Genomic DNA, 12,632 nt, shown 5'->3' on the forward strand with positions numbered 1-12,632 from the left:
ACTACTATCCATCGCACCGGCTGCCACAGCCGGTGCGCCTAATCCCGGGCGCCTCGCCCGGGAGCCGGGGACCCACGACGTTGTGGCGATCCATCCCCCGATTCCGGGAGCAATCGCCGTGTACCTGGGGTGAAGGCACGCCAGTGCCAGGGCTCCTCCAGCCCGAACCCGTCAGCTAACCCGGCCGGCAGATGGAGAGGAGTGGGCTCTGCCCCGCGCGTTTCCGGCGGCCGCCGCGGCTCTGGCCGCGGCTGCCCTCGTCTTCGGTACGGCCTCAGGGGCCCACGCCGCTCCCAAGCCGAGCGAGAGCCAGCTCAGGAAGCAACTCGCCGAGCTGCGCACGAAGGTCGACAAGCTGATCGCCGACTACAACGCCAAGCGGGTCGAGCTCGCCAAGGCGCAGGAGTCGGAGAAAGCGGCCAAGGAACGGCTGGCCAAGGCGGAGTCCGACTTCGAGGCGGCCAGGCAGCAGATGATCAGCATCGCCGGCGTGCGTTACCAGACGCATGACCTGGGCCTGCTGGGCACCGACCTGCGGAACTCCGCCGTCCTGACCCAGATCCAGGACGAGCAGGCCGTACTGGTCTCGCAGGTCGCCGCGCTCACGAAGGAGCGCAAGGCCGCGGCCGACGCGGCGGCGGCCCTGATCGAGCAGATCAAGACGCGGTCGCAGGAGGTCGCCGGGCAGCGCAAGGCCGCCGAGAAGCTGATCGACGACATCAAGAACAAGCTCGACCAGCTCATCCCGATCGCGCCCGGGAAGCTCGCCGGTGGCGGCTGGGCCCCGGAACTCCCCTCCGGCGGCGACAACATCACGCCCCGGACCCGCCTGATGAAGGCGGAGGTCGGTAAGTACTTCGATCTGCGCTACACCGTCGGCTGCTACCGCGTCGACACCTCGGGCGAGCACCCGCTCGGCCGGGCCTGTGACTTCATGATGAGCTCGGGCGGCTCCATGCCGAGCCCGGGCATGAAGGCCCTCGGCGACAGCCTCGCCGTCTGGGCCATCAAGAACGGTTCCAAGCTGGGCGTGAAGTACGTGATCTGGCAGCAGCGGATCTACAACCTCGGCAGCCCCGGGTGGCGCACCATGTCCGATCGCGGCGGCATCACCGCGAACCACTACGACCACGTCCACATCTCGATGTACTGAAAAAGACGCATATTGCATCCGATGCGCTATTTGCATCGGACGTACAGACGTTCTGGCAGGTCGTGTGGGTCTTCGGTGGGAGGGCGGCGACCTGGTTCGATCGCACGTCCGTGTCCGATCGCCGCCTTGCCCGAGCGCGGGGCGGCGGTCACCTTCAGGAGGGCCGACGGGTTCACCCATTCAGAACTTGACGAATCCGTACAGCGCGAGATGGTTCGACTTCGTGCTGCCTACTGTGTGGCCGATGCTCGACGGTTGCACGGTGCCCTTGATGAACAAGTAGTCGATCTTTCTGGAGCCGGAGGTCGCCTTCGTTCCGTAACCGGTCATGCCGAAGCCGCCGAGCGTTGTCGGGGCGATACCCGTGCGATTGGCGTCGATCCCGATCACGCGGATCGTCGATGCCTTCATCAGGCTCGTGGCGTCCGCGCCGATATGGATGCCGGATTTCGCGATGCCCGCGGAGCCCGCACCCGCGCAGGCGTTCGCCCCGTTCTGTTCCGGGAGGTGCATGGTCGCGGCGAACACCGGTGTTCCCGTCGCCTTGATGGTGAACTTCGCGGCGATGGCGCTCGTGCGCTTCCACTTGTGTTCGTTGGCGCTGCTCGCGTCGTTGCTCGGCGGCTTGTACAGCGTGCACCCGGCCCCGTCGCGGTAGGACGTTCCGGGCTTCAGCCAGCCCGCGCTCCAGTATTTCGAGATGTTGCCCGCCGCGAGGCTCAACGTTCTGGTGTTGTAGAGGATCCCGTTGGTCTGCTTCTTCTTCAGGTCTCCGAGCGATTGCTGGCTGCACTTGTGCGTGCCGCCCCACACCTCGGGGTCGTCCCAGGCCACGATCGCCTTGTAGGTGCCCGCCGGATAGCCGAACTTGGCCGAGAGCTGATCGGCGTACGCCGTGGCCTGTCCGGTGCCACGCACCTGTTGCACGATCAGGAGGTCGGGTGCCTGCACGTCTGAGGTGCCGGTTTTGCCGTTGTCGTCGACCAGCATCGACGTGAGGTGGTCCGGACCCGAGACCCGGGTGCACGAGCCGTCGGCGTTGTTCCTGACCAGGTTCTCGATGTTGTTGTTGTAGACCCGTAAGACGCGATCTGCCGTGGTCGTGGGCGCTTTGTGCGCCTGCGCGGCCGAGGGATCGGCTGTGGTGAGCGCGGCGGCCGCCACCAGCGCTATCGCGCCAATAGATCGATGATCGAATGACATTGCCGCAGACTACCGATTCGCCCGGGTTCATGATGGTTAATGAGGCGAGCGTGCTCGCCGGCTCCGAGGCGCAGGCACACGGCGATGAGACGGCGGGGATGCTCGCGGAGGTTGAAGGCGGTCAGGTTGTTGAGCGGTTGACGCGCCGGTCGAGTGTGCCGACCCGTTCGGTGGCGGAGTGCAGGCATACAGGCCCGTACGACCGAAAATCGTTTGCCTCGCTTGGTTGGCTCAGGGAACGTGGTGTCCATGACGCTCTGACGGACAGCACCGCGCCACTCCGAGATGCCACGGCGCCGACGCGCCCCGCAACGCTGTCAGCCCATGCCCTTTAAGGGAAGAGAGCCTTTTTGTCTCAGCAACACTCCCGGCAGGAGTCCCCGCTGCCGTCCACCACGGCCATGGGTCCGGCCACCGTCACCGTGTTCGCCTCCCCCGCGAGCTGGATCGAGTCCGACGCCCTCGCGCAGTGCCACCAGGTGGCCGCCCTCGACGGCATGATGCACGTCGCCGCCATGCCAGACCTGCACCCTGGCAAGGGCGCCCCCATCGGCGCCGCCATGGCATCGACCGTGCTGTACCCGTTCCTGGTGGGCTCCGACATCGGTTGCGGCATCGCCGTGTTCCCCATGAAGCTCAAGCGCGCCGTACCCGAGAAGCTCGCCGCCCGCTTTCCCGACCTCGATCGCGCGCTGGATCCCGAGCAAGATGCCGACGACCCGGCCTGGGCCGTTGTGAAGGGCGACATCCCCGCTGGTCACGTCGAGGGCTTCGGGACGGTCGGCCGGGGCAATCATTTCGTCGAGCTGGCGCGGATCGAGGCCGTCTTCGAGCCGGACCACGCGAGCCGTCTCGGACTCGCCGACGGCGACCTGGTTCTCATCGTCCACAGCGGTTCCCGAGGGTTGGGCGAACGGATCTTGCGGGCGCATACCGCGGTCCACGGCGCGGGCCCCGCCCCTGATCCCGACGCCTACCTGGCGATGCACGACGAAGCCGTACGCTGGGGATCGCTCAACCGGCGGTTGATGGCCGCCCGGGTCGCCCATGCCCTGGGGGCCGAGCCCGCCGAGCCGCTCATCGACCAGTGCCACAACCTGGTCGAGGTTCGCGACGGGGTCTACCTGCACCGCAAGGGGGCGGCGCCGGGTGACGGCCGCGACGTGTGCATTGCCGGTACGCGAGGCACCCCCTCCTACCTCGTGGCTGCCCACGCCGGGCCGGACGCCAACCATTCCGTCGCGCACGGCGCGGGCCGCAAGATGTCGCGTGCGGACGCCCTGCGCCGGGGCCGGGCCAAGCACACGGTCGAGGAGCTGCGCCGCACACCGGTGGGGTCGCTGGTGGTGTGCGGAGACCGCCAGCTGCTCTTCGAGGAGGCGCCGACGGCCTACAAGCGCATCGAGCAGGTGATCGCCGACCTCGTCGACCATGACCTGGCCACGCCCGTGGCCACCACGGTTCCTCTGGTCACCTACAAGACACCCGATCTCGGATCCACACCCCAGCGGGACCAGCGCCGCAAGCGAGGCCGGCAGTGAGCGTCCACCTGCTCCTGTCGGCCGGGCGTGGCCCGCAGGAGTGCGCCTGGGCGCTGGCCCGGCTGCTGCGCCGCCTGGAATCCGACGCCTCCCGGCAGAACCTGGAAACCCATCGGGCCCAGACCGTTCCCGGTGACCGGCCCGATACCTACCGATCGGTCCTGATCCAGATATCGGGAGCCGGTGCTGAGGCATTCGCCGCCTCGTGGACCGGGACCCTGTGCTGGCAGGCTCCCAGCCCATACCGGACCGGCACAGGCCGGAAGAACTGGTATGTCATCGCCCAACCGTGCCAGGTGGACACCCCGCGCACGACGTTCGAGGAAGCGGACGTCGACATCGTCGCCTGCCGCACCGGCGGCCCCGGCGGTCAACATCGAAACAAAGCCAGCACGGCGGTACGGGCGACCCACCGGCCGTCGGGGATCGTCGTTGTGGTCGACACCGAGCGGCAGTTCAGCCTCAACCGCCGCATCGCCATGCGGCTGCTACGACAGCGCATCGAGGACGGCGACGAGACGGCAGGGCGCGCCGTCACCGCCGCCTGTTGGCGCGTCCACGATGAGCTCGTACGCGGTAACCCCATCCGCATCGAACGCCCGGAAATGCCGAAGCAGGACCTGGCCTCACAGGAGCAGACGCGCCGACGACCATGACAGTCCGCCCCCGTCCGATCCTCCCAGGTCCGCTGGGGCCGGCTTCTGGCCTGCGTTGAGGACTTACCACCGCGGGACGGCCGCGAACACGCCGCGCGCAGCCGTTCCGTTTGGCCAGGTCCACCCGGCGACGACGTGTCCGGACGACCCCTCCGCGTCCTCGACCGGCCGCAGGACGCGGTTGACCCGCACCTCGATCCCGTCGGTGGGGCCGATTCCGTGCACGGTGACGGTCGAGTCCGGGGTGTCGCTCTTGCTCTGGTGCTGCGGCATCGCGTCGCCGCGCAGGAGCGCGCGCAACTGCGCCATCACCACCGGGTCGTGGACACCGTCATAGATCCACCGGAGGCCGAGCACCCCGTGCTCAGAGGTGCCGATCAGCGCCTCGCCGGGGACACCCTCCAGAGCCGCACCGCGATAGCTCATCGGCACCAGGTACGCCACTGGCTCCTGCTCGGTGGTGTCCACCACGACCATGAGCTCGATCCCGACCTCACCCTCCGGATCGTCCAACCGGAACCCACCGGCCTTCACCAGCTCGGGCGTTCCCGCGTCGCCCGCATACCAGCTCTGCTTCGGCAACCACTCGGTGAGCAGCTCCAGCTTGGTGGGCGTCAGGGTGGTGTGGTGGATGTTGGCCATGCGAATTCCTTCACGCGCGTGGGACTGGGCCTGTCCCCTAACGAACTGTGATCGACCTTATAGGTGACGGCGGTGCGTCCCGAGCGGGGGTGAGTGACGGGTGCGGCAGTCGGCGACCGATGGCGTCTGGACGAGTGCGCTCGGGTCTGGTGGTGTCAATGATCTCGTCGGGGCCTACAAGTCCGCGCGTGACGTACGCCGTGGTGATCTCGGCTGCGACGGTGCGCAGGTCGGGGATGCCGGTTTCCTCCTCGACCGTGCCGATCGTCAAGGGGTCCAGTTCCAGGTCCAGTGCGTCGTAGCAGGCCAGTGCTACTTCGCGGAGGGCGGGGCCGCCGTGGACCTGCACGACGGAGCTGACCAGCCAGGAGCGCCCCCGGATTCGCTGGGCGATACCGGCGATCTTGACTCGGCCCCGGGCGTTGACGCTGTGGTCGCCCGGGCAGTACTCCCGGGGTACGGGACCGACGCGAGCATCCAGACCGAGGGAGGCCAGGGCGGCGCGCAGCGCCTCCGCGACCGCGGTGAAGCGGTGATGCGGAGACACGACGCCGTCCGGGTCGACGCCGAAGTGATCGAGGACCAGGCTGCCCTCATGCAGGGGGGCGGCCGATCCGCCGACCGGGCGAACGTGGGCGGCGAAGCCATGCGCCATGGCCGCCGCCGCGGCGAACTCGAACCGAGGGTTCCTCGTGTCACGACGGCTGAAGGCGACGACCGGCCGTAACCGACGGATATGGAGAATGGGGGATGTCCGCTCTCCTTGCGAGAACTCCCGCAGGAGACCCGTAACGTGCTGAAACGGGTCTCCTGCTGAGGGATCGGTCAGATCGGCGGGGGGCACGGGGATCAAGGTGTCTCGATCAGGGCGCGCAGTTCCGTGAGGAACGCGGCGCCCGTCGCGCCGTCGACTGCTCGGTGATCGCAGGTGAGGGTGAAGTCGGCCTGGGGGACCCACGCCTCCACGCCGTCACGGCGAACGTACCGCTCTGTGGTCGCGCCGATCGCGAGAATCGCCACCTGCGGCACGTTGAGGATCGCAGTGAACCGGTCGATGCCCTGCATACCGAGGTTGGAAATCGTAAAGGTGCCCCCCGTCACGTCGGTCCTGCCGAGCCGGCCCTCCCGTGCCCGGGAGACCAGATCACGGCGGGCATCCCTGATCTCCGACAGCGCGAGTCGGTCGGCCCTCTGGACGACGGGAACCATGAGGCCCGCGTCGGTCGCGACCGCCACACCGACATTGACCTCATCGAACTGTGTGACGGCCATGTCGTCGTACCACGCGTTGAGCTGCGGGTTCTTCACCAGTGCTCGTGCGCAGCACTCGATCAGCCTGTCGGTCACGGTCGCCCCCGCGTCACGCTGCTTCACCGCGAGCGCGGCCGACATGTCCACGGTGATCGTCAGAGTGAAGGCCGGCGCTTCCCACGCCTTGATCATCTTGCGTGCCGCGGCCCGCCTGATACCGGTCAGCGGAACCACGCCGCGCACGGCGGGGCCGCTCGCGTCAACGGTCATCGTCTCAGTCCGTCTCGATGACGGCGATGACCGCGCGGACTTCCACGGTCTCTCCCTCAGGCACAAGGATCTCGGTGAGAATGCCTGTCGCAGGAGACTCCACGGTCTCTTCGACCTTCTCGGCCTCGACGTCGGCGAGTGGCTCGTCTTCGACGACCCGCTCGCCGACCTTCTTGAGCCAGCAGGACACCGTCCCCTCGCTCATGCCCATTCCCCATTGCGGGAGCAGTACTTCAACCCTCATTTTCCAGCTTCCTTTCCTGTATGTCCGAACACCGTCACGCCGGCATGAGACCGGTCACCCGCCGGAGCGCGGCGGCGATGCCATCGCGTGTGGGGTACATCTGCTGCTCAAGGCTCGGGCTGAACGGGATCTGCATGTCCGGCGCGGTGAGCCGCACGATGGGAGCCTTGAGCGCGTCGAATACCTCCTCCGCGACGAGGGCGGATATCTCGGCCGCGGCCCCACACGTACGGTGGGCCGGTTCGACGACGACGAGCCGCCCGGTCTTCGCGACGGAGGTGAGGATCGCGGCCGTGTCCAAGGGCACGAGCGTGCGCGGGTCGATGACCTCGACCGACACGCCTTCCTCCGCGAGGCGGTCGGCGGCTGCGCACGCGTCGGGCACCGAACCGGAGATGGCGACGAGGGTGACGTCGGTCCCCTCCTTGACCGTCCGCGCGACTCCCAGAGGGATTCGGAAGGCCTGGTCGCTGACCTCGCCCTTCAGCCCCCACAGCTTCACGGCCTCGAATGTCAGCACCGGGTCATCGGAATCGATGGCGGCGCGGAGCAGCCCCTTCGCGTCAGCGGGTGACGCGGGAGCGATGATCTTCAGCCCGGGGACGTTCATGAACATCGGGTACGGCCGGTCCGAGTGATGCGCGCCCGTGTTGAGGCCGTAGAACATCGCCGAACGGAAGACGACGGGCATGGACGCCTGGCCACCGAACATGTAGCGGCTCTTCGCGACCTGGTTGACGAACTGGTCCATCGCCATGTAAAGGAAGCTCGAATAGGAGAGGTCGACGATGGGGCGCAGCCCTGTCATCGCGGCACCGGCCGCGATGCCCACGATCCCTTCCTCGGAGATCGGGGTGTTCCTGATGCGATTACGGCCGAACAACTGCAGGAAGTCGCCTTCGCTGCTTCGCGACTTTCCGCCGCCCGTCGTGCCGTAGACGTTTGCCTCGACGTCTTCGCCCACGATGATGACGCGCTCATCGGCCTCCATCGCCTCGCGCTGCGCGGCGCCGATGGCTCCGAGGTAGCTCATGACGCTCATACGGCGGTCACCTCATCGGTGTACAGGTCCTCGAATGCGACGGACGGATCGGGATAGGGACTTTCGTTCGCGAACTCGACCGCACGATCGACCTCGTCGATGACTTCCGCGTCGAGCGCCCTGAGTTGCGCGTCGGTGACTCCGCGATCGCGTAGCCGCCCGGTGAGGCAATCCAGCGGATCACGGCGGAGCCACTCACTGACCTGCTCTTTGTCGCGGTAGTCATCGATGCGCAGGCCCTCGGAGTGCTCGTTGAAGCGGTAGGTCATGATCTCCACGAGGCTCGGGCCCTCGCCCGACCTGGCGCGGTCAGCCGCGGCCTTCACAGCGTCGTACACCGCGATCACGTTCTGTCCGTCGTCGACGCGGACGCCGGGGATGCCGAACCCGGTCGCGCGCTCGAAGATGTTGCCGGAGGTCACGGTGTGCGCCGGCGTACTGAGCGCGTACTGGTTGTTCTCACACAGGAAGATGGCGGGCAGCTTCCAGACACCCGCCATGTTCATGGCCTCGTAGAGGACTCCCTGGTTGGCGGCGCCATCGCCGAAGAACGCGAGTGAGACGCGTGGGCGGCCAAGGAGCTTCGATGCGAAAGCGGAGCCGACCGCGATCGGGATGGAGGATCCGACGATGCCGGACTCGCCCAGGCTGCCGACCGAGAAATCGGCCAGGTGCAGCGACCCGCCCTTCCCCCGGCACACTCCCGTGGCCTTGCCCACGAGCTCTGCCATCAGCGGACCCAGAGGAGAACCCTTGCCGATGGGATGACCGTGGCTGCGGTGGTTCCCCGTCATGTAGTCGTCGTCATCGAGCGCCATGCAGGCGCCGACGACCTGAGCCTCCTGGCCGATGCTCGTGTGCACGGCTCCAGGAATCAGGCCGCGTTTGACCATCTTCGCCGCGCGCTCCTCGAAGCGCCGAATGCGCGTCATCCGCCGCTGCATCTCCAGCAGCGTGGACGTTGATATGTCGGTGCCCACACAACCCCCTTGCATAGATATTCAATGTCGAATTGCTATTCTCAATGTTACCGTCGAAGGGTCAGGTCGCACCTTTCGGGTTCTACGCCGGGTTCTACGCCGGGTTCTTCCGGTCAGCTCTCGGCGATGAGTGCCTGCGCGGTCGTCAGGTCAGTGACGATGACGTCGACCCATCCCCCGCGAAGGGCTCCGCGGATGGCCTCGAATTTGCGCGCGCCACCGGCGATGCCCACACGTCGCGGCGTCTTCAGCAGCGCCTCGACGCCGATACCCACGACCAGGTCGTTGAACTCGGTCTCGATCGGGCGGCCATCGGAGTCGAAGAAACGCATCGCCACGTCACCCACCGCACCGAGTTCGCGCAACGTCCGCATCTGCGCCTCGGACACGGCGTTTCCGGAAACCCGGAGCAATGGCGACGGCGTGACGCTGCCGATGCCGACGAGAACATCGGTGAGGTTTTCCCAAGCCTGCGCCGTCTCGACGACGTTCGGGTCCTGGAAGAGCGCCTCGCGCGCGGACGGCGTCGCCACGATGCCCGGTGTGGGCAGGAACATGGGGGTGCCGCCCACGATGCGGGCCAGCCGGAACGTGAGCTCTGTCGCCTTGAGCTGTGCCTCCGGTTGTCCCACTCCGCCCATGATCTGCACGATGGATTCAGCGCGCCGATGTTTGAGGGGCACCATCGAGTCGACGGTCGCCAGCAGGGTCTCCGACCATGAGGAGAACCCGACTCGCGCGCCGTTCGCGAGCGTCGCCTCAAGGTAGGTCGCCGCCGCCGCTCCCAGTGCCCACATGGTGGAGCGTTCGTCACCACTGCTCTCGACGACGAGCGCCTGCCGCAGCCCGTACTTCTGTACGAGATGCTCCTCCAGTTCCGGGTGGACGCCCTCGGGCGGCAACACGACCGTGCGCACGATCCCCATCTCCACCGCCTGCTTGAGCCACCGCGACACACGAGACTGGGAGATGCGCAGCTGCTCGGCGATCGCCGGCTGGGTCATGTTCTGCTCGTGATACATCCGCGCAACCTGCACGATCATGGCCACGGAGTCGCGACTCTCGTTGCCCGTCCTCCCAATCACGTGGCTACTCCTTTCTGCACCATCGATGTCACCGATTGCTCTGGTCCGCGGTGGCACATGTTCACTGGGTGGCGTATGCCATGACGCGATCGGCGGTCGCGTCCGCCGCATCCATGATCCCTTTATTCTGTCCTTGGGCAAGGACCATGATCCGGTGCGCGAGACCGAGCACCTCTTCCAGGTCCGAGGAGACCACGATGATCGCCTTGCCCTGCTGTGCGAGTTCGGAAATGATCTCGTAGATCGACGCGCGCGCGCCGACGTCGATGCCCCGGGTCGGCTCGTCGAGAATGATGACCTTCGGATCCGACGAGAGCCACTTGGACAGGACGACTTTCTGCTGGTTACCGCCGGACAGCGTCGCCACCGAGTCCCCGATGTCACCCTTGATGCCGAATCGTGCGGCGGCTTTCCGGGCGAATTCGGTGACGCCCGAGCGGGTGACGAAGCCGTACCTCGTTATGGCGGCGAGATTCGGCAGCGCGATGTTGTCTTCGATGGTGTCGGAGAGGATGACGCCCTGTCGTTTGCGGTCTTCGGGAATGAGGACGACTCCCACCGCCTTGGCCGCGATCGGATCGTTCGGAGGGAGCGGCACACCGTCGACCTTGATCTCACCGCAGCGGAGTGGTTCCAGGGAGGCGATGGAGCGTACCAGCTCAGTGCGTCCAGCGCCGACGATGCCCGCGATGCCGAGGACCTCTCCGGCACGCACGGTGAGTGAGATGTCGTCGAATCGGCCGGCCCGGTCGGAGATGCCCTCGACCGACAGAACGACCTCGTCGCGCGGGGCGTCGAACTCCGGAAAGAGCCGGTCGACGCTGCGTCCGACCATCTCCCGCACCAGTGTGTCCGGGGCGATCTTCCCGCTGTCGTGCTCCGCGACCTTCTCCCCGTCACGGAGCACGACGACGCGGTCCGCTATCTGCGCGATCTCCGCGAGACGGTGACTGACATAGAGGAACGAGACACCCTGCGCCTTGAGCGAGTGAATGCACTCCAGCAGAGCGGTCGTCTCCGTCTCGCCGAGGGCGGCGGTCGGCTCGTCGAGGATGAGCAGCGAGGCGTCCAGCATGAGCGCCTTGGCGATCTCCACCTGCTGCTGGCCGGCGACGCTCAACTCCCGGACGGGCTGATTCATGCGGCCGGTGAACCCGACCTTGCGCAGCTGCTCCTGCGCCTGCCGAAACATCGTCTTCCCGCTGAGGAACCCGGCACGGGTGGGCCATCGACCGACCGCGACGTTCTCGGCCACGGTCAGATCGGGTAGCAGCCGCATCTCCTGATGAATCATGCCGATGCCCCGTGTGATCGAGTCGCGCGGCGTCGCGGGCGAATACGGTCGGCCTTGCCATGTCATGGTGCCCGTGGTCGGCTGGATCGCACCGGCGATGATACCGGACAGGGTGGACTTTCCAGCGCCGTTTTCACCGAGGAGGGCGATCACCTCGCCCGGCCGCGCCTCAAGGTCGATTCCACGCAGTGCGGTGGTGCCCGGATACGACTTCGAGATTCCTCTAATCGTCAGTATCGGGCCGGGAGCGGGCTTGTTCATCACGGGTGGTTCGCAATGTACTGATCGACGTTCTCCCCGGTCGTCAAGATGCCCTTCTGCAGCTGCTCGGCGGGCACCTGCTCCTTCTTGATCAGCTTCAGCGTCGACTGGACGGCGAGCTTGCCCATGAGCGTCGTCTGCTGGGTGACGGTCGCGGAGAGCAGACCGCTCTTCACCGCCTCAAGGCCCGAGGGGTCTCCGTCGAATCCGACGACGAGCATGTCCTTGGCTCCCGCGTTGCGCGCGGCTTGTGCCGCGCCGAGCGCGAGCCCGTCGGCCCGCCCGAAGATGATGTCGATGTCCGGGTGTGCCTGGAGGAGGTCCGTGGTGATCTGGTAGCCCTCGTCCTGCAGCCACGCCTTGGAAGCCTGGCGTGCGACTTCCTTGATCTCGCTGCCCTCGACGCCCTTCTTGAACCCCTCGTCACGCGCTTCCTCGGGCGTAGTGCCGAGTTGGCCCTGGATGATCGCGAGCTTGCCCCTGTCGCCGGAATTCTTCACGACCCACTCGCCGAGTTCCTGCGCGGCGGCGACACTGTCGGTCGCGATGAACGTATCGCCGGGGGCGTCCTTGGGGTTGCGGTCGACCGTGACGACCGGGATGTCGGCCGACTTCGCCGCGCGTACCGGAACCGTCGCCGCGGCGGCGCCCGCCGGGATGTAGATGAGCCCGTCGACCCCCCGAGTGATGAAGTCCTGGACCTGGCTGACCTGGTCGTCGGCGTCGTTCTTGGCGTCCGCGACCAGGACCTTCACGTTCTCGCGCTTGGCCTCGTCCTCGACCCACTTGCGGATCGCCACATAGAAGGGGGACTGCTGGTTGGGCATCGCGAGACCGATCGTGATCCCGCTGTCGTCGGCACTGGTGCTCGACGCGCACGCGCCGAGCGTCGTGGACAGTACGGCCGCGGTCATCAGTCCGACGAACATCTTTACCGGCCGGCATGTTTTGTACATTCGGGGGGTTCCTTTCCTGGCGATTCCTACGGGAACGTTCCAGATCTCTTGTCG

The 12,632-nt window shown here is 66.9% G+C and carries 13 protein-coding genes and 1 riboswitch; of the genes, 3 read left to right on the forward strand and 10 right to left on the reverse strand.

The genetic code is table 11. The annotated features are described in order from the left end of the window. The first annotated feature begins 25 nt into the window (after positions 1–25). A riboswitch (cyclic di-AMP (ydaO/yuaA leader) is annotated at positions 26–204 on the forward strand. A 286-nt stretch (positions 205–490) separates the two neighbouring features. Then, on the forward strand, positions 491–1,153 hold the full coding sequence (locus IMZ11_RS19625; protein WP_228643513.1) for a hypothetical protein: 663 nt from the start codon (positions 491–493) through the stop codon (positions 1,151–1,153). Positions 1,154–1,333: 180 nt separating this feature from the next. Here IMZ11_RS19625 and IMZ11_RS19630 read toward each other — a convergent pair whose 3' ends face one another. After that, positions 1,334–2,317, reverse strand: a complete 984-nt coding sequence (locus IMZ11_RS19630) for a hypothetical protein (protein ID WP_228643515.1) — start codon at positions 2,315–2,317, stop codon at positions 1,334–1,336. A gap of 389 nt (positions 2,318–2,706) precedes the next feature. On the opposite strand from IMZ11_RS19630, the gene IMZ11_RS19635 reads away from it, so the two are divergent. Together IMZ11_RS19635 and prfH are read left to right on the forward strand one after the other, a co-directional pair. Next, positions 2,707–3,897 carry an RNA ligase RtcB family protein gene (locus tag IMZ11_RS19635; RefSeq protein ID WP_228643517.1) on the forward strand — a complete coding sequence of 397 codons (1,191 nt, stop codon included), beginning with the start codon at positions 2,707–2,709 and terminating at the stop codon, positions 3,895–3,897. After that, positions 3,894–4,553, forward strand: coding sequence for a peptide chain release factor H (prfH, locus tag IMZ11_RS19640; RefSeq protein WP_228643519.1), 660 nt, complete (start codon positions 3,894–3,896; stop codon positions 4,551–4,553). Before IMZ11_RS19635 ends, prfH begins: the two co-directional genes overlap by 4 nt. 63 nt (positions 4,554–4,616) lie before the next feature. On the opposite strand, the gene IMZ11_RS19645 is transcribed toward prfH, so the two are convergent. The 9 genes from IMZ11_RS19645 to IMZ11_RS19685 form a co-directional block, all read right to left on the reverse strand. Beyond that, positions 4,617–5,195: a 1,4-alpha-glucan branching protein gene (locus IMZ11_RS19645; RefSeq protein ID WP_228643522.1), complete on the reverse strand. Its 579-nt coding sequence runs from the start codon at positions 5,193–5,195 to the stop codon at positions 4,617–4,619. Between the two features lie 37 nt (positions 5,196–5,232). Then, on the reverse strand, positions 5,233–6,153 hold the full coding sequence (locus IMZ11_RS19650) for a hypothetical protein (protein ID WP_374462383.1): 921 nt from the start codon (positions 6,151–6,153) through the stop codon (positions 5,233–5,235). Next, positions 6,045–6,716, reverse strand: coding sequence for a dihydrolipoamide acetyltransferase family protein (locus tag IMZ11_RS19655; RefSeq protein WP_228643526.1), 672 nt, complete (start codon positions 6,714–6,716; stop codon positions 6,045–6,047). The genes IMZ11_RS19650 and IMZ11_RS19655 overlap by 109 nt, the downstream gene beginning before the upstream one ends. A 4-nt stretch (positions 6,717–6,720) precedes the next feature. Beyond that, the gene (locus tag IMZ11_RS19660; protein ID WP_228643528.1) at positions 6,721–6,960 is read right to left on the reverse strand and encodes a biotin/lipoyl-containing protein; all 240 of its coding nucleotides are present in this window, start codon (positions 6,958–6,960) and stop codon (positions 6,721–6,723) included. A gap of 34 nt (positions 6,961–6,994) precedes the next feature. Next, entirely contained in the window at positions 6,995–8,002 is a 1,008-nt protein-coding gene (locus tag IMZ11_RS19665; protein ID WP_228643530.1) for an alpha-ketoacid dehydrogenase subunit beta, read from the reverse strand. Then, positions 7,999–8,982 (reverse strand): thiamine pyrophosphate-dependent dehydrogenase E1 component subunit alpha, encoded by a 984-nt coding sequence (locus IMZ11_RS19670; RefSeq protein ID WP_228643532.1) that lies wholly within the window; start codon positions 8,980–8,982, stop codon positions 7,999–8,001. The genes IMZ11_RS19665 and IMZ11_RS19670 overlap by 4 nt, the downstream gene beginning before the upstream one ends. 113 nt (positions 8,983–9,095) lie before the next feature. Next, positions 9,096–10,067 (reverse strand): sugar-binding transcriptional regulator, encoded by a 972-nt coding sequence (locus IMZ11_RS19675; RefSeq protein WP_228643534.1) that lies wholly within the window; start codon positions 10,065–10,067, stop codon positions 9,096–9,098. 61 nt (positions 10,068–10,128) lie between these two features. Next, positions 10,129–11,622 carry a sugar ABC transporter ATP-binding protein gene (locus IMZ11_RS19680; RefSeq protein ID WP_228643537.1) on the reverse strand — a complete coding sequence of 498 codons (1,494 nt, stop codon included), beginning with the start codon at positions 11,620–11,622 and terminating at the stop codon, positions 10,129–10,131. Further along, on the reverse strand, positions 11,622–12,578 hold the full coding sequence (locus IMZ11_RS19685; protein WP_228643539.1) for a substrate-binding domain-containing protein: 957 nt from the start codon (positions 12,576–12,578) through the stop codon (positions 11,622–11,624). Before IMZ11_RS19685 ends, IMZ11_RS19680 begins: the two co-directional genes overlap by 1 nt. Positions 12,579–12,632 lie beyond the last annotated feature (54 nt).

It is taken from the genome of Microtetraspora sp. AC03309, from assembly GCF_020826795.1.
In the GTDB taxonomy this organism is placed as follows: Bacteria; Actinomycetota; Actinomycetes; order Streptosporangiales; family Streptosporangiaceae; genus Microtetraspora; species Microtetraspora glauca.